The 21635-nt window shown below is 57.1% G+C and carries 13 protein-coding genes; 8 read left to right on the top strand and 5 right to left on the bottom strand.

The window, feature by feature from the left end; translation table 11 throughout:
- Nucleotides 1-48: 48 nt before the first annotated feature.
- From OHL13_RS04145 to OHL13_RS04125, 5 genes are all read right to left on the bottom strand, one after another.
- Nucleotides 49-1776, bottom strand: coding sequence for an anti-sigma factor family protein (locus tag OHL13_RS04145; RefSeq protein ID WP_263408845.1), 1728 nt, complete (start codon nucleotides 1774-1776; stop codon nucleotides 49-51).
- Nucleotides 1769-2377: an RNA polymerase sigma factor gene (locus OHL13_RS04140; RefSeq protein WP_263408844.1), complete on the bottom strand. Its 609-nt coding sequence runs from the start codon at nucleotides 2375-2377 to the stop codon at nucleotides 1769-1771. Before OHL13_RS04140 ends, OHL13_RS04145 begins: the two co-directional genes overlap by 8 nt.
- Before the next feature lie 1097 nt (nucleotides 2378-3474).
- Entirely contained in the window at nucleotides 3475-5148 is a 1674-nt protein-coding gene (locus tag OHL13_RS04135; protein WP_263408843.1) for a ParB/RepB/Spo0J family partition protein, read from the bottom strand.
- An 89-nt stretch (nucleotides 5149-5237) separates the two neighbouring features.
- The gene (locus OHL13_RS04130; RefSeq protein ID WP_263408842.1) at nucleotides 5238-5654 is read right to left on the bottom strand and encodes a DUF6908 domain-containing protein; all 417 of its coding nucleotides are present in this window, start codon (nucleotides 5652-5654) and stop codon (nucleotides 5238-5240) included.
- On the bottom strand, nucleotides 5654-6562 hold the full coding sequence (locus tag OHL13_RS04125; protein WP_263408841.1) for an ArdC family protein: 909 nt from the start codon (nucleotides 6560-6562) through the stop codon (nucleotides 5654-5656). Before OHL13_RS04125 ends, OHL13_RS04130 begins: the two co-directional genes overlap by 1 nt.
- Nucleotides 6563-7192: 630 nt before the next feature.
- On the opposite strand from OHL13_RS04125, the gene OHL13_RS04120 reads away from it, so the two are divergent.
- The 8 genes from OHL13_RS04120 to OHL13_RS04085 all read left to right on the top strand — a co-directional run bounded on the left by OHL13_RS04120 (nucleotide 7193) and on the right by OHL13_RS04085 (nucleotide 21615).
- Entirely contained in the window at nucleotides 7193-10600 is a 3408-nt protein-coding gene (locus OHL13_RS04120) for a serine/threonine-protein kinase (RefSeq protein WP_263408840.1), read from the top strand.
- On the top strand, nucleotides 10597-12009 hold the full coding sequence (locus tag OHL13_RS04115) for a phospholipase D-like domain-containing protein (protein ID WP_263408839.1): 1413 nt from the start codon (nucleotides 10597-10599) through the stop codon (nucleotides 12007-12009). The genes OHL13_RS04120 and OHL13_RS04115 overlap by 4 nt, the downstream gene beginning before the upstream one ends.
- 273 nt (nucleotides 12010-12282) lie before the next feature.
- The gene (locus OHL13_RS04110; RefSeq protein WP_263408838.1) at nucleotides 12283-12738 is read left to right on the top strand and encodes a GNAT family N-acetyltransferase; all 456 of its coding nucleotides are present in this window, start codon (nucleotides 12283-12285) and stop codon (nucleotides 12736-12738) included.
- 221 nt (nucleotides 12739-12959) lie between these two features.
- Entirely contained in the window at nucleotides 12960-13868 is a 909-nt protein-coding gene (locus OHL13_RS04105; protein ID WP_263408837.1) for a hypothetical protein, read from the top strand.
- A gap of 609 nt (nucleotides 13869-14477) precedes the next feature.
- Nucleotides 14478-15509, top strand: a complete 1032-nt coding sequence (locus OHL13_RS04100) for a DNA recombination/repair protein RecA (RefSeq protein ID WP_263408836.1) — start codon at nucleotides 14478-14480, stop codon at nucleotides 15507-15509.
- Complete coding sequence (locus OHL13_RS04095; RefSeq protein ID WP_263408835.1) at nucleotides 15506-17017, top strand: DNA polymerase Y family protein; 1512 nt, start codon at nucleotides 15506-15508, stop codon at nucleotides 17015-17017. The genes OHL13_RS04100 and OHL13_RS04095 overlap by 4 nt, the downstream gene beginning before the upstream one ends.
- Nucleotides 17010-20237, top strand: a complete 3228-nt coding sequence (locus OHL13_RS04090) for a DNA polymerase III subunit alpha (RefSeq protein ID WP_263408834.1) — start codon at nucleotides 17010-17012, stop codon at nucleotides 20235-20237. The genes OHL13_RS04095 and OHL13_RS04090 overlap by 8 nt, the downstream gene beginning before the upstream one ends.
- 322 nt (nucleotides 20238-20559) lie before the next feature.
- Nucleotides 20560-21615, top strand: a complete 1056-nt coding sequence (locus OHL13_RS04085; RefSeq protein ID WP_263408833.1) for a DUF262 domain-containing protein — start codon at nucleotides 20560-20562, stop codon at nucleotides 21613-21615.
- The last annotated feature ends 20 nt before the right edge of the window (nucleotides 21616-21635 follow it).

The following is a 21635-nucleotide window of genomic DNA, read 5'->3' as shown; positions in this document are numbered from 1 at the left end:
GATGTCGTGCTCCTGTTGGTTTTTTGGCGATGCTGGTGGAACCTGGGATCAGGTTTTGCTGTTGCTTGAAATACTGCGGAGCAGCGTCCGCAACTGCGCCGAGGAAGCAAGAAGATCGGAAGCAATAGCTTCAGCAGGACGTGACGTACGATCACTGCCGGTAATGAACTCTCGACAGAGAGCCATGTTGTGATCTCCGAAGGCTCGAAGACCTGTTGGAGTACTCTCCGCCATTGGGGATAACGGACGAGCGGCATGCGCAAGTGGCACGCTGTCCTCGATCACACGATCTTCAGCGTCAAGGGCTGCCTGGAGCTTTGTCGCGTGACTATGGATCAGTTCGTTTAAAGCTGCTCTTCCTGAATCGCCGAGGTTTGCATCCGATGAGAAGCGTTCGAGTAGATCGTGGATTGCGCTGCTCTCCTGCCTGACCGAAGCGGCGGCATCAAGGAGTTTCTGGGAGATCTGACTTACTGCGTCCTGACCTCTGCCATGTGTCTTGAAGAACTGTTCCAGCGGAGATGGCTGCCCCACCATGGAATACGCCTTGACCCCAGAGGCCCTTGACGTGGAATCTCTAGGAGCACTGAGTTCTTCGACACTGAAGATCGCCGGAATGACATGCGGCACAAGCCGGAGCTGGGCCACCAGGGCATTCCTGCGCTGTGTGCTTTCCACAATGCCCTTGATCTGAACCGATGTGTTCGACCGAGAGAAGTCAAGTTGCTCTGTCGAGTCCGCATTGAGGCGATTGAGGACAAGACGGGCTTGTAGTTCAGCAAGGTCCAGTTGCTCTGGACTCAGAACCGTCGGCAGATGAATAGCTGCCACTACAGGAGCACCAGAGTGCAGTGGCTCGAAGAGCGCCTGGTTGACTTCATTCCAGCCCAGGACGGCATAGTTGAGTTCCGCTATCTCAATACGGTCGTCATCCCGCAGTTCAATCGTCCGCCCTACCGGATGGAAGTCGTTGTTGCGAACCGTCAACGATTCACTCGCAACTGATCCCGACGGCAACGACGTAGTCAGCGTAAGAAGACGGTCGCCAGTACGCGTGATCTTGTCGGAGAACACAGGCTGACGGTCATGCCAATCCCGGAAGCTGGCAGCAGAGAGCGGTTCCTGCCAGTTCACTCCAGCCAGTTCAACTTCCCGCTGGATCGCCCGGTCGGTCGCATCGAGGGCAACTGTACGCGGTTTGCGCTTTCCAGAGACGTCACGATAGATCGCACGTTCCAGCTTCTTTGCCTTCGTGCGTATTTGAACCTTCTGATACACGACCACGGACGGCACTGCCGGGGAGGGCTGTATGTCCCACACCTGAGCCTTCGCAAGAAGCTGGTGTGCTGAAACGGGTGGACGACCGCGTTGCCAAATGAGGAGCAGAAGAACGGCAGCCACTCCCACGACGAGCGAACTGGCAATGATTGGACTCATAGTTTGTGGGGTGAATCGTCGGAGAGTGTGCAACGGTCCTGAGTACCAGGGCCGCCTCCTGGCCCTAGTTAGTTCATCGAGGCTGGCAAGGAACATCTCGCGTCCGCGCGGAGGTGGGGGCATGTAGGGCCTGATCAGCTGCTTCCGATAGCCCACAAAACTTCCAATGGTCTTTTCGAGCTGATCGCGGCGCGCGCGACAGGTCCAGCAGCGTTCCAGATGTTTTTGCACGTTCTTTGTCTGCGAGGTCGACAGTTCTCCGTCCAGCAGACTGAGGAGGACATCTTCGCCAACATGCTCGCGCGACATCCTCCAGAATTTATTGAAGAGATTACCCATAGAGTTCGTCCATGATGCGCACCATCGCGCGCTGTAGCAGTTGGGGGACACGAGAGACGCCGACGCCCAGCGCTGTCGCTATCTCTCGATAACGCAGTCCTTCGGCGCGTAGGTGCAGGCATTGGCGTTGTTGTTCCGTGAGCTGGGCGAGGGCAATATCCAACCGCTCCAGATGTTCTTTCCAGAGATAGCTGTCCTCTGGGTTGAGGGCTGCATCGGGCAGTTCCAGAGTCGCCTGTTCGCCTTCGGCGCGAGTGTCGGATACGAGACGGCGTTCGCGTCGCTGGAGATTGCGGGAGAGATTATGCGCAACGCGGAAGACCCAGCCGCGCAGATTTTCGGTTTTTCCGCTTCCTTCGAGATGCTGGAAGAGACTCAGGAAGGCTTCCTGGATGATGTCGTCAGCTTCATACGGTGTCAGCCCAAGACAGATCAGGTATCCGTAGAGAGAGGGACGCAGTTCGTCGTACAGCTCAACAATGTTCGATCCCTGCCTTAGGCCCCCATGCTCTTCGAGCGAAAAGATACCCAACATCCCGTGTCGGATGGCGTTGTCGCCGTTGCCTGCGAATTGTGCCATCAACAACATGGCCAAACTCATGCGACTAACCATCCTCTGCTATGCCCTCCAACTCAAGCCCTACGGCCAGGTATTTGGTTCCGCTTGCAGTAAGAACAATCGAGCAGCTCGTTTTTATAGAGGTCCTGAGAAATATTTTCGTCTTCGGCGAAACGTCGCAAACTTTGCGACTCGCAACTTCGTGCCTGGCAACTTCTGAGGTACGCTGCTTTGCGGCGGGAGAAGAGCCGACATCTTACCCCCATTTGGGAACTGCGAGAAACCGCTGCTCTCTGTCGGTGAACACGATGAATTTCAAACACTTAGCCCATAGCTGTTTACATATGTAAACGCGTATGGGCTGTGTTTCATGCTGTCGCGTAAACGCATTAAATAGGCATACCTTACACGCTACGCACGATTCCGGGGCTTGACTGGATGAGCGAGTGGAGGCACTCTGCTTTTGAGGGCGGGCCTCCCATGGATACTCCCCGCATCCCGGTTCCGGTTGATCCTCCCGCGTCGTTGAACGACGACACTCGCCCTACTCTTCGCGCCGAAACCATAGCAACGAGGCTTACGCCGGAGGAGCTGCGTGAGGTCGAAGCCGCCGCTTCGCGCGACGGCAAATCGCTCGCCGAATGGCTCCGCGATCTGGCGTTCCAGACGGCCCGGCTACGTCTGGCGGGCCCTAATGAGCTGTTGCTCTCGGAGGTGTCGGCCACCCGATACATGCTCCTGAATCTCTTCCACGCAACCGCGCAGGCGAACGGCGAGGGCAAGCATCTGCTCCCAGACTCCGTCCTCCGAATCCGCGACCAAGCAGACGCTCGCAAGCTCGAAAGCGCCCGGAAGTTGCTGGCGGAGTTCCTGGCTGATGGAGGGCGGACGGTGGGAAGTCATGAGCCGACCAATGCAGTTTCCGAGCCGCACGGGGCGACTCCTCCGGTTGCTCGGCAGTCAAGGGAAAGATTGCAAAGAGGAGGAACTTGACTCTTTGCCGCGCAGCCGGCGAGCGGGGGCCGAGAGGTAAGCGGGATGAGGGCCGGGAGAAACCGAAGCGGTTTCTCCCGCCGCAATTTGGAAACGACACGGGAGACAAAACGGCCCCGGACGAATCCGGGGCCAGAGGGAATAGATTAGGCGGCTTTCTGTTTCTTCGTGGCTGTTATCTTCGACGGTGGTTTGGCAACGGCAGAAGTGGGTTTGGGTCTGCTGGCTTTCTTGGGTTTGGCTGGGACTGGAGCGAATGCGGCTTGGGCTTCCGAGAGCAAGTCGGGGTCGGTGTCGCGCGGGATGCCGCGATGATCGGTCAAGGCGAAACGCAGGGCGAAGCTGGTTAGCTTGTCGTCCGTGGTGTTTTCGAGCGCGGAAAGGACGGTCTCCTGCTCGTTCTGTTCGTGATTCTCGTCATCCCCTGCGAAGTGGCTGGCCACATCCTCAAGGAAGCTGTAGGGGTCGATGTAGACCAGCAAACGCAGAAACACGCGAAGTTGCGCAGCGGTGAACATCGCGGGAGCCTGATCGAGGATGCGGTCGAAGATGGCCATCCGCGCCTTGCGCTGTTTTTCGCGGCGGGCTTGCTCGGCCTCGTACTCCTTCTGCTGGCGCTCGAACTCGGCTTTGCGCTCCTCCCCTTTGCGCTCCTGTTCGGCGGCGTATTCGGCCATGCGTTGTTCATGGTCGGCTTGACGTTGGGCTGCTTCCTCTTCCGTCTCCTCCTCCGCAGGGGGAGCCATGACGGGGGGCGGGTCGGCGGCAATGCGGGCAGCTTCGCGCGGATTGTGGACCGGGCAATCGGGGTCCACACAGACAGTCAACGTATGTCCGGCGTGTTTGCCGAAGACGATGAGGGCCGATTTCGTGTGACTGCAGGGCGGATCGGAGTCCGGGTTGTCGGGGATGTCGAGTTCCCGGTACTGGTGTTTCTGCAAGGCTCCGGGGTGTTGCTCCTTCGGCGCTCGCCATGCGGTCTCGATGGTGACGAGTTCAGGCCGCGCCGCAATCTCGCGGTCGATGTGGGCGGACACCTTCGCTTGAAAGCAAGGCGCGTCAAGGCACTGATCACCCTGCACATCGGCAAACAGGCTGGTATTGAAACCGCTGCGCCGTGGGCAGGTGGTGCAAGCCCCGGCCTCCGGTTTGAGGGTAATGTCTTCGCGGTCGAAGGGAGCTTCGGCAAGATTCAGATACAGGTTGGCCTGAATCCATGCGCTCAGGTGCTTGGCGGGGAGCAGGTGCGCTTCCTTGTCCTGCCAGTCCTTGCGCCAGCAGTTCTCGAAGGCCTCGGCCTGATGCTCCTGCGGCAGACGGGCGATGAGGTTAGCGTGACTCGCCGTGATGCGCTCGTCGACGAATGCCTGGGCAACATCCGGGATGAGTTGCAACAGCGAGAGACGGGCGTAGATGTGGCTGGCGCTCTTGCCGGACTTGGCGACAAGCGCGGCCACGTCATAGCCGGGTAGGTCTAAGAGACGCTGAAAGCCTTGCGCCTCCTCGTACGGGTGCACATCGACACGCTGCGAATTCTCGACCAACTGCCACTCCATCGCGGCGGCATCGTCCAGTTCAACGATCCGGGCGGGGAGAGAAAACAGTTCGGCAAGCTGCGCGGCGCGGAAGCGCCTTGCCCCCGCAACGACTTCAAAGCCACTGGCGTTGGGCCGAATGGTGATGGGTTGGATCAGGCCATGTTGGCGGATGGACGCGGCAAGCTCTTCCAACTTGGTCTGCTCGAAGGTCTGGCGGGGGTTGGTGGTGGACTCGTGAATCTGGTCGATGGCGATGTATTGGAATGCGCTGCTGTCCTGCATGGTGCCCTCCTTGTGGGCTATTGAGGTTTGCGGTTGGTGGAGCGCACACGCTGACCCTGTATCCGCTCCGTGGGCGGGGAAACTCGGGGTTAGGCGTGCTGGCTGCGCTGCCGCTCGAAGGCTTCGGCGAAGCCTTGCTGCCGCAGGTTGTTGTCCCACAGTCTGGCGAAGCGCTCGTGCTCCGCGTGAAGCTGCGTGTGAACGCAGTAGTTGTCCTCACGGAGGAAGCGGCTCCACTGCTCGACGCCGACATAGTCGTTCCGCCAATAGAACGGATTGAGGTGTGCGCCTCCGGCGAAGCCGAGTTCGAAACACATCTCCGGGTCGCGCATGGCGTCGCCGTTCTGCTCTCCGTAGTGACAGACCGAGAGGGCGGGGAGACCGCAGGGGCCGGATTCGTCGGTCGCCTCAATGACCAACGCCATATAGGGTGGGCTCTCGATGCGCAGGTGGAGGCCGTGATGCCAGCCTCCTGCGGCGTGGAGGATGCGGAGAACGGTATCCATTAGGCCGCCTCCTCATCTGCCGCTGCGCTCTGCGGTTCCTCCTCCGTTTCAGCGATGGTCGGCTCCAACGCGGCAAGAATCACACTGGCGGTCTGCTGGATAACCTCCAAGCTCTCGGCCAAGAGTGAGGCGTTGCCTTGGTAAAGCTGGATATAGTCGGCGGAGGCGTTGCCGTTCACCAGCCCCACGGCCTTGCCGACGACAAAGGCCACGGCCTCGGCCTCCAGTTCGCGAACGGTCTTGGTGGTCGCGGTGCGGCGTTCGGCCTTGTGCAGGAGTTCATGCGCCGTCTCATGGACGAGCGTCGAAAATTCCTCGGCCTTGGACTGTCCGGGAAGAATCGCAATGCGTCCGCCATAGCTCATGCCCAGAGCGGGAGCAATCGTCTCGTTGTAGACAAGCTGAATGCTTTTGCTCTTCAGGAACGCGGCCAAGCGGTCGATATTCTCGCCGGGGTCGCCGCTCACCTCGTGCAGATTCGGCAAGTCGACGCCGTTGGTCTGCGAGATATCGAAGACATAGGCATTGCGAAAGCCAAGCAACACGCGCTCATTCTGCTTGGTGATGTCCTTCTGCGCTTCCTCGTCCTTCTTGCGGCGAACGCCAACAATCGGGGCGAGGATGCGGATGCCTTTGGCTCCCGCATTGACGGAGCGGCCAAGGTTCTTCCACGTCCAGAACCCGGCCACGCGGGTGGCCGTGGGCATCTGTCGTGCAATCTCCAGCACATTCCCAAAGCTGTAGTTATGGAAACGGCTCATCGCCGTGAGGTAGTGGGTGAGGGCGTCGGAGTGTCCGGCCTCCAACTGCTCAATCAAGAGCTTGATATTGGCGGCGATCAGTTCCTGTTTCGTGATGGGCTTCTTGCTGTCGATGGGGGTGACGGTGGTGTTTGCATTGCTGCTCATGGTGGGCTTCTCCTTGTCGGCATTTGCTTTTGCACGTCCGCGTTGAACGCGGCATGTACATGCCGAACGCCACCTGGCGAAGGCGGGGGGTAGCAAGTGCAAGGAGAGGGGGATCTCCCACCCTTGGAGCGCAGGCAAAGCTGGAGCGGAAAGGGCGAAGGGCTGCACAAGCGCAGCGCGGAAGCCTGGGGAGACTCCTTGCGCGCGCGAGGGGGCGGCGCCACCCTTAGGAAGGTTTGTCTTCCGCACGGGTGCGCGTCAGCGCACGGGAACTATCGGGAGGGCGTTGCGGGAAGGAACGGCCCGCTGGGGTGGGTGGCGGAAGCCGCGTCCGCGGCTGGAGACAGGCGAGGGGCAAAGCCCCTCCCTACTACAGGGCCGCTGCAGCGAAACATTCCGCTTCGCTCTGCGGCTGATCTGCGGGATGATCTGCTCAAGTCGACGCCGCTCGGCTGGGCTCGCCGGTGGGGACGGCTGGAGTGGGCTGGAGTACTTATTGCGCGTGGTGCCCAGGTTGAAGAATTGGATGCCGAGCCCTCGGCCACGCCCATTGCATGGGCCAAGAGAATGAATCACAGCCGGGGAGAGAATACACTAGCTTTCATTGCCAGCAAAAGATGGAATGTCCTTATGACAGCTCCGCAATTACCGAGGATTATCAACGATCGTTACGTTCTCCATGCTCAACCGAAGCGCGGGGGGATGGCTGATGTCTACAGAGCGATGGATTTATCGGGTGATAATGAGGTAGCGGTCAAAGTATTTCGTTTTGACGTCCTGAGCGACGCTCTCATCGCAGAGGCTTTCCGCCGCGAAACACAAGCCATGAAGAATTGTTCCCACCCGAACATTCTTCGCCTTCTCGATAGTGGCATTGAACCTAATTCAAAGCGACATTACTTGGTCTTTGAGTGGATGCCAGACAGCCTGAGCGAGCTTCTCCAGCGCGAATACTTCCGTGATTGGGATCAATTTTACACATCACTTGGACGCCCTATCCTCGATGCTCTCGCACTCGCGCACGCTCGCCAGGTTATCCATCGCGACATCAAGCCAAGCAACATTCTTCTGGATGCGAATGGGGTTCCAAAGCTTTCCGATTTCAGTATCGCAAAACTGAAGACTTGGCACGACGAGGGATACACTCTCAACCAATTTGCAACTCAGCTTTATTCCGCACCAGAACATACCACCGAATCAAGCTATAGCCAGGACCTTTTCAGCTATGCGGTTTTGACAGTCCGTTGCCTAACGAATGGCATGCTGGAAGATCTGCAGGGAGTCCAAGAGGCGCTTCGATCTGCTCCGGTTCCAGATGAAATCCGTAGTGAGTTGGCGCTTTGCCTGTCAGAGCCCCACGAACGGCCTGTTCTCGGCGGACTCCTTCTCAGCTCAATCGATGCGATTGCAGAAAAGCGGCGTCATCGCGAAAAGTTGCGCACCTCGGTTCACCTCGTCTCATCTGGGAAAGTGACTCAAAGGATTCGCACTTCTCTAGGGATACTTTCGAACGAGGTAGAACAGGCAATCCTCAACGATCTCAAGGAAATGCCCGCGCTCGGTACGGGGCAGGGCTCCGCACAGCTGATGGAGCTATACGGGGGGGAGTTCGTTTATCGCGTTTCCGTCGGAAGATCTTCTGCGGATTATTTGATGTTGGAAGATGCATCTCACCATCCGGCTGCGTCTCTTGAATTTCGAAGGAACAAAGCCTTTCCCCTCCACTGCTCGTGGTCTCTCGGTAAGCCAAAGCTTTCCCTGCAAGCGTCCTCTACGCTCAACGAGCTGCTGATCCAATTCCAAAACCATCAAGCAGAGATGAGGCTGGCGGAGGCAACGGCTCGCGAGAATGAGCTCTTCGACATGTGGGCCAGAACGCTCCGCGCGAAAGCTCAAGTCGAGAGCGAGAAACAGCCGCCCATCGGGTTCCGTGGATTCGAGGTCGATGGTTCGAGAATCGTCTTCGACCTCTTAGAGCCCGTAAGGGACATTGTTGCCGGATTTCCAAGGCACGTAAGGAACCGGGGGCGCACAGTGATTCGAGGAGAGGTAGAGCTGAGTTCGGGAACACGACTTGTCCTTCGCGTGCAGGACATGGATCCCGATCTCAAATCGTTCACTGGCATACTGGCCTATGATGCGAGCCTCGCGACAATCGCATTAGAACGTCAGACAGGGGCGCTGAATGCCGTAAGGTATCAACGATGTGTTCGTCCTGAACTAAGGAATTTTTTGGTCTTTCCGGGTGAAGTGAGACCTCCGGATGCCCCGTCCACATCGAGAACGTTCTTTCGGGAGAATTTATCACCAGACAAAAAGGCAGCCGTGATAGCGGCGCTGGGGACGCCAGACGTTCTATTGGTCGAAGGACCGCCCGGAACCGGGAAAACTACCTTCATCACTGAAGTAATTTTGCAAACGCTTGAGGATAACCCGAGTGCCCGGATACTTCTGACGTCTCAAACGCATGTTGCCCTAGACCACGTCATTGGTGCCGTCCAGAAAACGGGGCGCGACGTTTCAACTGTCCGCATCGGACGGTTAGGAGATGTCCGAATCTCATCAGTGGCAGAAGGCTTCCTTCTGGAAAACAAGATGGAAGAGTGGAGGAAGGAGGCGCTCGAATCAGGCCGGCGATATCTTCAGCAGCGAGCCGAACTTGCAGGCGTTTCACTTGCTACCGTGAATATGATTTTGCAATTGAGACGGCTGATGGAGGAGCGCAACAGGTCGTTGGTGCTACGCGACAGCATTACTGAGCTTGAGACAAAGCTTGCAAGCCTGAGCAGTGTCGAAGCCGAGTTGACAGCCGAAGAACGACGTTCTCGCACAGAAGAAGCCAAGCTCCTCCGCGATCAGGTAGATGTCGACCGTATGAGTTTAGAGCGTAGCAAGCGCTTAGTGTTGCAGATGCGTCAGGAGGCCGTCGCGGCAGGGGTACCGGAGCCTCTTCTGAGTGCGAAGGAACCAGACATAGAACGGTGGGCAAATGAAAAGATTCCTGCCACTCCTCAGTCAAACCTCTTGCGCCGCCTCGTCGATCTTCATGCAAAGTGGGAGATGCAATGCGGGCGCACTGCCGATTTTCAGGAACCGATTCTCTCTTCAGTGCAATTAGTGGCCGGTACATGTGTCGGCATCGATAGTTCGAGAGGGACCCGAGACGTGCAGTTCGATCTCTGCATCATTGATGAGGCCTCAAAGGCAGCGTCTACCGAACTCCTGATTCCTATGGCTAAAGCGAGACGCTGGATCATCGTGGGTGACGATCGGCAACTTCCACCCTTCGTCGATGACAAATTGATTGTGCCAAAGCTTCTAGACACCTACGATCTCGATGAGAAAGCTCTCCGAGACACATTGTTCACGCACCTGAAGAACGGTCTACCCGACCAGAGTCATGTTGAGTTGTACACGCAACATCGCATGACACCCGCAATCGGCGAACTCGTGAGTCATTGTTTTTATGACGATAAATTGAAGAGCGAGGAGCGGGTTTGGGATTCACGGTTATCGCCGGTTCTTCCCAAGCCTGTCGTTTGGATAACAACCTCCAAGCTGAGGAACCGCGAGGAGACCCGTCACACCCCGAGCTTCAGCAATCCTGCGGAGGTTCGCATCATCACACAGCTCATCGACTCTCTCGAAAAGCAAGCCGCCAATGCCAACGCGACGTACAGCGTAGGAGTTCTCTCGGGCTATGTGGCACAGAAAGAGGCGCTCGAGCGCGCTCTTGCTAGCCGAATGGGTCCCGACCGTCACCTTAAGATCGAATGCAACACGGTGGATGCCTTTCAAGGAAGAGAGGTCGACATTGTCGTTTACTCCATCACCCGGTCAAACTCAAAGCATGAATTGGGGTTTCTCGGCGAAATGAGGCGGCTCAATGTTGCACTTTCGCGGGGACGCGAATACTTAGTCATCGTTGGCGACCATTATTTCTGCCAGGTGGCGGACGACCCGAACCCCGTCCGCCCGGTGATTGCGTTCGTTCAATCTCATCCGAAGAACTGTCTCCTGATCGAGGAGAGAGCATGAGAATCGATGAGACGGTTCGCAATTTGCCGCCACGTCCTGGCTTCCGTATCGCGGACTATGCAGAAGTGGGACTACCAATCTATAAGCTTTCAACACGCGTGTATGCCCAAGCTCCTAAGAAGCTTTCTGCAATTGAAGAATTTGTACTTCGCCTGGTGTCGTCTGGCGTTCACCGTACCGAAGAAATAGCGGCCTTCCTCGGACTTCCAGTGCCGTTCATCGATGGCACTTTGTCCTCACTCATCGCAGGAGAATTGCTTTCCTTAACGCCAACAAGTGATAGAACGCAGCGCTTAACGCTGAGCATAAAGGGTTCAGGTTTCCTTGACGGAGAAGAAACACTGCTTCCCGAAGAGCGCTCCCTGACAGTTGAGTTCGACGCTCTTTTACAGAAGGTCGTCCGAAATCCGCCAAATACCTTAATGACGGGCAAACAGTGTCGCGAACGCGGAATCAAGCAGGTTAGACCATTGCTGAAGCGCCAAATCGTGATTGGCGACCTTCCACTCCGCGACGTTCAGAAGACGATGAGCGAAAGTTCCTACAGGCGAGATAGCCGTCGCGTTGTTCTTGGTGTTTGTGAGCTCTACAAACGGACTTTATACTTCTTGCCAGCGGTCTGCGTCATCTACCGCGCCATCGACGGCGGAGAGATTCAGGTGTCGTTCTTTGTCGATGGTAGTCACTCCCCTGAGCATGACCAAGCCTTTGCTCAAGCGGATGGAACTCGACGTCTGCATATCGAGCGCGATATGAACCGCTTTGCGAGCGAATTGCGTGAGATCGAATCCATCGAACGAGAAGTGAGTCAAGCGCCCGAAATCCGAGAAGCTCTTTCATCATCACAGGGGAGCGGGGAAAACGCGATCATGAGGGCTCTTAAGGTGGTGCCGGCTGAAGTATGGCCCAGTTTATCGGCTAGCCAACATACACAAATAGAATCCACCGGACTCTCTTTTCTCGATGCTTCGGATCACTATCCGCTATTGCGGAACGCGCTGAAGACAGCCCGTTTCCGGCTAGTGATCGTGTCCCCTTTTTTACACGAACAGGTGGTTACGGAGGAATTTCTAAGCGACCTGAAAGCTTTGCTTCGCCGCAACTGCAAGGTATATATCGGATACGGCATGCCGGACAGCGATACACATAAGCCGACCAAGAGTCATGTCAAGATCCTTGAGCGCCTTCAAAAAGTGGCCGGAACCTTCCGCAACCTTATTCTGAAGAAGGTAGACTCGCACGCAAAGATACTCCTTCAAGATGACCTCTTTGTCGTACTAGGAAGCTTCAATTGGCTCTCCTTCCGAGGCGATCCTGATCGTGCCTTTCGTGATGAGCAAAGCGTCCTTATCTCTCTGCCCAGCATGGTTGAACTCAAATTTCAAGATCGAGTAAGGTTGCTCACGTAGCGCGCGACGGATTGACCAAAGCACTTCCTCCTGCGGAGAGTCATCGGTGCCAGTAACAGCACCGTATCGCCAGGTCTGAATCAAGTTTTTGGACTGGGTATTGGCATGCACAAGTCTTAGGGGTGTATCTGGAACGCCCCAGGTAGATGAGTAGCTTGGCGATTTGCCATTTACCCAAGCCAAATACTGGCTAGAACGGCGCTGATAAGGGCTAATTCGGTGCGGAATCGCTTATGAGCATAATAAGGAATGGAAAGTCCGTACGTTCTGAGGATGGCTAACGTAGCCGATGCTGATGAGATCGCCAGGCACCGGGGTCTGATGTTCCTGGATATGGGGCTGGTAGACAAGGACGATGCCGAAAGGCTAGTTGCCGCCTCTGCTCCGTGGTTTATCGATGTCATGAAAAGCGGTCTGTACAAAGGCTGGGTAGTAGAGCAAAACGGCCAAATCGTTGCCGGAGGCGGCCTTCATCTCTCGGAGATTGGACCTTTACCCGGCTCTTTTCGGGTAGGCAGAAGCGCCCATATAGCGAATGTCTACACCCATGCGGAGCATCGCAAACGAGGTGTTGCGAGATCTCTTCTGAACGCGATGTTGCGCTGGTGTCAGGAGTCTGGGGTCGATCAGGTTACGCTGACCGCGTCGGATGATGGACGTGCCCTCTATCGCTCCCTCGAGTTCGAGCCGCAGCTGGACGGCATGCTGCTGAAATTGCATCGGCAATAGCGGGCCAGACCGCGCAACTCTCAACCGCGATGATTGCCTGAACGCATTCAAGGCGACTCTTGGGACCCCTGAATGCCCCTCAGAGCAAGATTAGTAACGATATGTCGGCATGGCGGAAGCAATCCGTTGTCGTACTTAAGTGCATTGGCGATTTGGCACCAATATAAGTCATTTCACTTCCGAGAACGGCGATTATCATTACCCATCATTGGTAGGTATTCATGGACGTCACGCTTGCTAACACTGAGCCGTATTACCAATTCCATCGCTTTAGCGAGGAATTCAATCGTAATGTGCGCATTTCGGTAGCCGGTTTGGCTTACGTGCGCAAACAACAACGCACAGCGTCAGGCCCAGTCCCTCTTCCGTCAGACGGCGAACCGTTTGGAAAGAATCAATGGAATAGCCCTGGAAAGGAAGTGCCATCGGCAAAAGGCTTCGTCGCTGCGATGGGAGTCGCCCGTATGGTGACGATCCTTGAAGATTTTTGCGTTGGCGTTCAAGCTGAGCACAGCCGTTGGGCTGCACTTCAAGGAAAGCCCGTTTCGCAGCAGCCACAGTCAGAGGATGACGCAGAAGGCATTTCGCCAAAGGCGTTGTACAAACAACTTGGCTGGAATACCAGCTCCATTCAAGAGGTTGAGCCTCTCTACGAATACTTCGCGAAGCTTCGAAATTGCATCGTGCACCGTTCTGGTAGAGCGAATGCTGAGCTCAACAGATATGCTGCTGGCGCGCGGCTGAAGTCTTGTGTTGAAAATTGGTCGGGTCCTCGCAAAAAGAAGCTTCCGGCCCTCCCGGCGGTCGTCCTCGGGGAGTTCGTGTCTGTTTTGCCGAGGCATGCCATCTTGGCGTGCGAGGTCAGTCGCCGAATCGCAATAGACTCAAACGCTCGTTTACTGAACTACCTGGGTGATGAAGGGGTCGTATATATGGCGGCTCATCATTCGCTGCTGAGCAAACGTCCCATCGCAACCAACGCTAGGAAATCCGCTCAAGCGCTATTGAATACAATTTTGACGGGGCGGTATCGGGTAAAGCTCGCAGAGAGGACTGAGGCTGTTCATCTGCTTTCAGAAATCGACAAGTGGAAGCCATACCTTCGCAAGTTTGAGCGTCTTTACAGCTAAATCAATTGATAACGAGAAGTCGGCGTGTTTTGATTAATCAAGAGCTCGACTGACGAGAACAGGCCAATTCGCTCATCGAGCAAAGGTTGGAACCGACCTCGCGCTAATCCCGAGAAACGCGACTCCCGTCAAAAGACGTGTTTGTAGCGAAACCGGTGCGGAACGTGAGCGCACTTCCAGGGCCGGCGTGGCCGGGCAGGAACGAGCCCCGCTGAGGAGGAGGGCGGAAGCCGCATGAGCGGCTGGAGACCGGCGAGGAGCGGAGTTCCTCCCTCCAGAAACCTTCGTGAGAAGGACCGAAAGCCCCCCAAGCATGTCTGGACTGGCGTCGCTGGCGGTTCAAGTTGTTCGTCAGGGTTGGTTGAGTCTGCCCAGAGCAAAAAGACTGGTGTTCCTTACGAGCGGCCTCACAGAGGTATTCGCTCAACCGCGGCGCGTGGAACGAACCTTCGTACGATAACCCGCTCCGTGGGACTTTGCCATAACATCACACATCCGAGTATTTCTTTTTGTCTTTCATTTCAAAGACATAGCCCTGTAATGCCCGATGAAGGTGCAGAAGCCAGTTGACTGAGACCGGTCACCTTGGGCGAAGATAAGGCGAACATAATGGCTTCCGCTCACACAGTCCGTGTCCAGATCGAAGCTGCGCTTTCCGCGCGGATCCCTTCTGCACTCACCCCGGCCCCGAAGATCCTTCGTCCCGTGAGTCCCGCGGGTATCGGCCCGCTGGACGATCTCCTTGGCGGTGGCTTTCCGATTGGTGCCCTTACCGAACTTGTGGGCGAGGAGTGTTCCGGCCGAACCACGGTCGCACTCTCCTTTCTCTCAGGCATCACGTCGTCCGGCAGGGTCTGCGCCTGGATCGACGCATCGGATACGTTCAATCCAACCGCTGCCGCGTCCGTAGGCGTCGATCTGAAGCGACTGCTTTGGGTGCGTTGTGGGGTCAAGGAAACCGTTGCTCAACTGGAAACCAAGAAGTTCACTCTGCCCGCTGCATGTTTTGCGCCGAAGACGATCACGAAGGGCCTCCACGGCGGTGGTCATGGGACGCATCCCCGTTCGGAGGCAAAGGGACTCTCTGCCGCAGTCAATCGCTTCCTCAACGACGAAACGGTTGCCGCCCGTTGTGCGGAGCCCATCTCAAGAGCCCGACCGACCTCAACCCACTTCGAATCGAGTCTTCAACCCGCGACGACGGCAACGCGGGTGCCTCCTCGCGCCCGGGCCTACGATGCCATTGAGCAAGCCCTGCGCAGCACGGACCTCCTGATCCAAGCCGGCGGGTTCAGCGCCATCGTGCTCGACCTTGGCGGCATCTCCCCGGAGTTTGCCGCCCGCATCGAGCTATCGACCTGGCACCGCTACCGTGTTGCTGCCGAACAGACCCAATCGAGCATCGTTCTGCTTTCGCAGTATCCCTGCGCGAAGAGCAGTTCCGAACTCCAGCTGCGGCTGCACCCCATGGAGGATGCACGCGAGGAACGGACGGTGTTCACGGGCCTCAAGGCCCGGGTCAAAGTCTTGCGCCAGCGATTCACGGAAGCGCCCAGCAAGGTGGTGCCGATGCGGAAGCCACCCCAAGGTGTGCGTGAGACGGAGTGGAGTCAGCGGGCAAGCTGGGTGGGGCCGCGATGAAGAAACTGCCCGAGCTTTATGCCTGCATCTACGCCCGGGAGTTTCCTGCGCAGTCACTCCTGCGCTTGCGTCCAGAGGTGCAGGATAAACCTGCTGTCGTCCTTCAAGGCGAAGCGCCCGCGCAGACAGTGTGTGCTCTGAACACGCGAGCGCGTTTGCAGGGACTGCGTCGTGGCATGACCAAGGTTGAGGTCGACACCTTCGAAAGCGTTGCCGTCCTCGAACGCTCCTTGCGAACCGAAGACGCGGTGCGCAAGATTCTCCTGGAGTGTGCGGGGCATTTCTCGCCACGAATCGAAGATCGCAGTATTGATGGCGTCTTTGTCTGTGTGCTGGATGCGTCCGGCACGGAGAGCTTGTTTGGCCCCCCGCTCATGCTGGCGAAGCAACTTAGGCAGCGCGTACGTGCAGTCGGGATCACGGCCTTTGTGACGATCAGCGCCAACCTGCACACGTCGATCTGCCTGGCCAGAGGAATGACGGGCGGAACTCCGCTGCAGGTCGTACGTCGAGGCGAGGAGGCCAAGGCTCTGGCTACATTGCCGATTGCCGTGCTCGACATGACGGAAGCTCAAGAAGAGACCTTTCGCGTGTGGGGCATCCGGTCGGTCGGAGCACTCTCAGCGCTACCTGAGAAGTCGTTGATCTCGCGTCTAGGGCAGGATGGCAAACGTCTGCTCCAACTGGCACGCGGCGAGCGGCCTCACCTCCTGCAGCCGATGGATGTGCCTTTTGTACTGGCGGAACAGATCGAGCTCGATTTCCCGCTCGATGATCTGGAGTCGTTGCTCTTCGGTCTTGCAACGATGCTGGAGCAGTTGATTCTGCGCGCTAAGTCTCGCGTGTACGCTCTCGCCTCGGTCACGATTACTTTGCACCTGGATGGTGGCGGCTCGCACGAGCGGACAGTCAATCCGCGGGTTCCGACGAACGACAAGCAGCTCTGGTTGAAGCTGCTTCATCTTGATCTCCAAGGCTATCCTCCGTCTGCTTCAATCCTCGCGGTCCATCTCCATGCCGAACCGGGTGCCACCAGCAAGGTCCAGTTGGGTCTCTTCTCGCCACAGTTGCCGGAGCCAGGCCGGCTCGATGTCACGTTGGCCCGCATCGCGGCCATCGTCGGGGATGGCAACGTCGGCCAAGCAGTGCTCGACGACACGCGCCGGGCTAGCGACTTCCATGTCGAACGGTTCGCGATTCCATCCTCGGAGCCTGTCTCAGCCAACACGGCTTCGCGGCTCTGCCTGCGTGTGTTGCGCCCGGCTGAGAGAACGACCGTGGCAATGCGCTCTGGGCGTCCGTGTGCGATCTATTTCCGCTCGCGACAGTATGCCGTTGAACAGGTGTATGGACCCTGGCTGAGCGGTGGTGATTGGTGGAACGAAGCCATCTGGGGCAACGAGCAGTGGGATGTCGTGGCTCGCGCGAAAGACAGGGCGTTCCTGGCATGCCGGTTGGCGCGCGACTTCATTCAAAACGATTGGCACGTTGCAGGTCTTTATGACTGATCGCTATGTTGAACTCCATGCGGCAAGCGCCTTCTCATTCTTGGAAGGTGGGTCTCAACCCGAAGCTCTCGCGGAACGAGCGTTCGCGCTCGAGATGCCCGCCATGGCCCTCACGGATCGGAACGGTTTCTATGGCTCCGCGCGGTTTCACAAGATCGCCACCGAAAACAAGATCATGGCGCATGTTGGAGCCGAGGTTTCCCTTACAGGCTTAGGCCATCGACTTGCGCCGCCGATGTGGATGCCTCATCAACATCTCGCCGAGCCTGCTCGTCTTTCACTGCTCTGTGAAACACGAGAGGGATACCAGAACCTCTGCCAACTCATCACGCGGTTCAAAATGCGGGAGGCGACAAAGCAAGAGGGATCGGCCAGGCTGGCAGAGATCGAGGATTACAGCCGTGGGGTCATTTGCCTCACCGGAGGCGATGAGGGACCGTTGGCAGCGGCACTCATGCGCGGCGGCGAATCGGCAGGCCGCGAAGTCGTCGAACGACTCGTCGGGATCTTCGGGCCAAAGAACGTCTATGTCGAACTGCAACGTCACCGCGAACGCGCGGAAGAGTGGCGGAATCAGGCTGCGATCCGTATCGCTCAATCGCTACGGTTGCCGCTGTTGGCGACGAACGGAGTGCGCTACGCCACGAAGTATGACCGGGAGATCGCCGACCTGTTCACTGCTGTACGAAACCATACCCGCCTTGATGATGCTGGACGTCTGCTTGCCTTGAACAATCAGCGGCATCTCCGTCCCGCCAGCCAGATGGCGGCGCTCTTTCGGGACGTGCCGGGAGCAATCGAGAACACGCTCGAACTCTCATCCCGGCTGCAATTCCAACTGTCCGATCTGGGGTACGAATTCCCACGGTATCCCGTACCCGATGGCGAAACGATGGACAGCTTTCTGGAGAAGCGCGTCGCAGAAGGCGTGGCACGGCGCTATGGACAGAAGCGCGATGCCGGACTCCTCGAACGAGCCAAGAGCCAAGTAGCCCACGAACTCAAACTCATTGCCAAGCTCGGCTTCGCTGGCTACTTCCTCATCGTGTGGGACATCGTTGAATTCTGTAAGAAGCACGGCATCCTTATCCAAGGTCGCGGAAGCGCGGCGAACTCTGCGGTCTGCTATGCGCTGGAGATCACCGCGATCGATCCGGTTGGCATGGAACTTCTGTTCGAACGATTCCTTTCGGAGAGCCGTGGTGAGTGGCCCGACATCGATTTGGACCTTCCTTCCGAAGAGAAGCGCGAGCAAGCAATCCAGTACGTGTACCAGCGGTACGGCGAACTGGGAGCGGCGATGACGGCAAACGTCATCACTTACCGAGGCAAGTCGGCAGCACGTGAGGTAGGCAAGGCGCTCGGATTCGATCCCGAATCACTGCAACGCCTCTCTGGGCTCGTTGCGAATTACGAATGGCAAGGACCGAACGATACGATGGCCCGTTCTTTTCAGAACGCAGGCTTCGACGTGCGGCATCCACGCATCGCGAAATACCTCGAACTCTGCATGCGCGTGCAAGATCTCCCGCGTCACCTTGGGCAACACTCCGGCGGCATGGTGATCTGCCAAGGGCAACTGAATAAGGTCGTTCCTCTGGAGCGGTCATCGATGGTGGGCCGTACCGTTGTCCAGTGGGACAAGGAAGACTGCGCGAATCTCGGCATCATCAAGGTCGATCTCCTCGGCCTGGGCATGATGGCGGTACTCAAAGACTGCCTGACGCTGATTCCACAGCACTATGGTGAGCCCATCGACTTGGCCCAACTCCCTGAGGACGATGAAGTCTATCGGACCCTCCAGCGTGCGGACACCATCGGGATGTTCCAGGTCGAAAGCAGGGCGCAGATGGCATCCTTGCCCCGAAATCGGCCGGAGAAGTTCTACGACCTGGTCGTCCAAGTGGCGATCATTCGGCCGGGACCGATTGTTGGCAAGATGATGCACCCCTACATGCGTCGCCGGCAGAAGCAGGAAGAGGTCACCTACCCCCATCCGTCATTGGAGCAGGCTCTCAAGCGAACACTCGGCGTTCCGCTCTTCCAAGAGCAGTTGCTGCGCATGGCGATGGTGGTTGCCAACTTCACAGGCTCGGAGGCGGAAGAGCTTCGTCGCGCCGTCGGCATGCGACGCTCCTGGGAGCGGATGAAGAATCTGGAAGGGCGTCTTCGTGCCGGTATGACAACGAACGGACTGGATGATGCAACGCAGGAAACGATCATTCAGAACATCAGTTCGTTCGCTCTGTACGGTTTCCCGGAGAGTCATGCGGCTAGCTTTGCGCTCATCGCCTATGCGTCCGCTTACGTGAAGGTGAAGTATCTTGCTGCGTTCACTTGCGCGATGCTCAATAACCAACCAATGGGCTTCTACAGCCCGTCGGTCATCATCGAAGATGCAAGGCGACATGGGTTGCGGGTCAAACCTATCGATGTTCAGGTCTCCGGCTGGTCCTGCTCGATTGAGCATGAAGCAGATCACACGTTATCGCTGCGACTGGGCCTCGGCTATGTGCGAGGACTGCGCAAAAACTGCGCTGAACTCGTCGTCGCATCCCGCGCTCACAGTAACTTCAGTTCCGTCGATGACCTCGTGTTGCGCGTGCCGCAGCTCAATCGAAAGGAGTTGTCGCTTCTTGCGAGCGTCGGCGCGTTGAATAGCCTGAACGGTGTGACGCATCGCCGGGACGCGCTCTGGCAAGTTGAGCGTGCCGGTAAGCCGGAAGGGCCGCTGCTGATGCAGCAAAGTCAGTGGCTACGAGAAGAGACATCGGACTCACCGCTCCGAGCAATGACGCCTGAGGAAAGACTCGTCACAGACTATGCCGTAAGCAGTGTTACGACCGGGCCCCATCCAATGTCGTTCCGGCGACAAGAACTCCAACGGAAGGGGTATCTGCGTGCGACTGATCTCGTGCACCGTCCTGACGGTACCTATGTGAAGGTAGCGGGCCTTGCGATCGTGAAACAGCGCCCTGGCACGGCATCCGGAGTCGTCTTTCTCTCCGTAGCCGACGAAACCGGAGTGTTCAACGTCTTCGTGGCACCCGAGTTTTTCGAAAGGCATCGGCGGGAGATTTCGAAGGCGAGATTCATCGCCGTCGAAGGGCCGCTGCAAAAGCAAGGGCCAGTGATCCACGTAATGGCGAGTTCATTTCAAGAGCTCTCTAACGAGAGTGCGGCAGGCCCTCTTCAGGTGATATCTCATGACTTCCACTAAGAACGGGACTCACGTAGGCGGCTACCGCCCCGAAATAGATCAGCAAAAACTCGGCCCTGCGCTCGTCATCGCATCAAGTCTGATCTTGGCAATCCGTACCGCGAGGTGGCCTACCACTCATAGCGATGGGCTCTCGAATACCGAGTGGGAAAAAGAGGTCGAGCACAGCGTTCGGATCGGTCGCCTGGTGCTCTCACACCTCACCACGAGATACCCCGGCCTCTTTCAGGCGAAGCAAGTGCCGTGGTACGTTGCGAACGACGAAGATCATCCGAGATGATATGCGGACATAGTGTAAATTGGTTCGACGTCTAAATCCCGAATGAAAATCAAACAACAATCCTGGCCTATCAGCAAGATCAAGACGGAGCAGCAGTCGATCAACCTCAACCCCATCTGGCAGCGGGGTCCAACCTGGAGGGCGCCTCGGCAGGTACTTCTGATCGACTCCATTCTGCGAGGAATGGATATACCGAAGGTATATCTACGCCGACTCACCGGAGTCGGCGCACATAAGTTCGATGCAGTCGATGGGCAGCAGCGCCTTCGCGCTATCTGGTTATTCGGAAACGACGATCTGCGCCTTGAGTATGAAGAGGTCTTATCACCAATCGATGGGCATCCCGTGCAGAATCTTGTGTATTCTGAGCTGCACAAAGACTTAAGGGATCGATTCGATAACTTCGAAGTCAGCGTGGCCGAGATACAACAAGGTTCGAACGACGACATAACAGGTTTGTTTGCGCGGCTTCAGATGGGTATGCCGCTGAACCCAGCAGAGTTGCGGAATGCTATTCTGTCGCCAATTCGGCATCTCGTCTCCGCGATTGCGACGTCTCACGCATTCTTTATTGATTCGCGCATCCCAGAGGCGAGATACAAACGGCAGGATTACGCCTCACACGCTTTTGCGATGGCCGCTTACGAGGGCACAAAGGACATCAAAGCGCCGGATCTCAAGGCGATGCTGCGGGAATATGACCACACGAGGGCGGACGAAGCACTAGAGCTCTCTGCCAGGGTAGGGGACGCGCTAAATACGCTTCATGAAGTCAACACGATTGTGGATTCGAGAATTACTCAAAAATGGATCTTCGTGGATCTTGGGTGGTTGATCATGCAGAGACAGGCCGCTGGTGCGACGGTCGACGCAACGAAGCTGGCGGCGTGCTACGAGGCATTTGAAAGCAGGCGTAGACAGTTCAATAGTGAACCAGAGGCCCTCATTCGAGGTCGCCGCCCGAACGCTGCCTTGGATCGCCACCTCTACCAGTACATCAACGCCTTTCGTTCACAGGGCGGCCTGAAGGAGAATCTCAAGATACGAAATGCAGCTTTGCGCGCACACTGCCCAGACATTGACGGGAGGTCCAAGTGAGTTTTGACCCAACAGTGATT

Source organism: Terriglobus tenax (assembly GCF_025685395.1).
GTDB lineage: Bacteria > Acidobacteriota > Terriglobia > Terriglobales > Acidobacteriaceae > Terriglobus > Terriglobus tenax.
The sequence above is the reverse complement of the archived record's forward strand: the minus strand, read 5'-3'. Positions and strand labels throughout refer to the sequence as shown.

Bases quoted from the DNA above. Each gene is read 5' to 3' on its own strand.
- OHL13_RS04100 (WP_263408836.1), top strand. From the start codon at position 14,478: ATGGCTTCCGCTCACACAGTCCGTGTCCAGATCGAAGCTGCGCTTTCC.
- OHL13_RS04115 (WP_263408839.1), top strand. From the start codon at position 10,597: ATGAGAATCGATGAGACGGTTCGCAATTTGCCGCCACGTCCTGGCTTC.
- OHL13_RS04135 (WP_263408843.1), bottom strand. From the start codon at position 5,148: ATGCAGGACAGCAGCGCATTCCAATACATCGCCATCGACCAGATTCAC.
- OHL13_RS04125 (WP_263408841.1), bottom strand. From the start codon at position 6,562: ATGAGCAGCAATGCAAACACCACCGTCACCCCCATCGACAGCAAGAAG.
- OHL13_RS04140 (WP_263408844.1), bottom strand. From the start codon at position 2,377: ATGAGTTTGGCCATGTTGTTGATGGCACAATTCGCAGGCAACGGCGAC.
- OHL13_RS04120 (WP_263408840.1), top strand. From the start codon at position 7,193: ATGACAGCTCCGCAATTACCGAGGATTATCAACGATCGTTACGTTCTC.
- OHL13_RS04085 (WP_263408833.1), top strand. From the start codon at position 20,560: ATGAAAATCAAACAACAATCCTGGCCTATCAGCAAGATCAAGACGGAG.
- OHL13_RS04095 (WP_263408835.1), top strand. From the start codon at position 15,506: ATGAAGAAACTGCCCGAGCTTTATGCCTGCATCTACGCCCGGGAGTTT.
- OHL13_RS04105 (WP_263408837.1), top strand. From the start codon at position 12,960: ATGGACGTCACGCTTGCTAACACTGAGCCGTATTACCAATTCCATCGC.
- OHL13_RS04090 (WP_263408834.1), top strand. From the start codon at position 17,010: ATGACTGATCGCTATGTTGAACTCCATGCGGCAAGCGCCTTCTCATTC.
- OHL13_RS04130 (WP_263408842.1), bottom strand. From the start codon at position 5,654: ATGGATACCGTTCTCCGCATCCTCCACGCCGCAGGAGGCTGGCATCAC.
- OHL13_RS04145 (WP_263408845.1), bottom strand. From the start codon at position 1,776: ATGGGTAATCTCTTCAATAAATTCTGGAGGATGTCGCGCGAGCATGTT.
- OHL13_RS04110 (WP_263408838.1), top strand. From the start codon at position 12,283: ATGGCTAACGTAGCCGATGCTGATGAGATCGCCAGGCACCGGGGTCTG.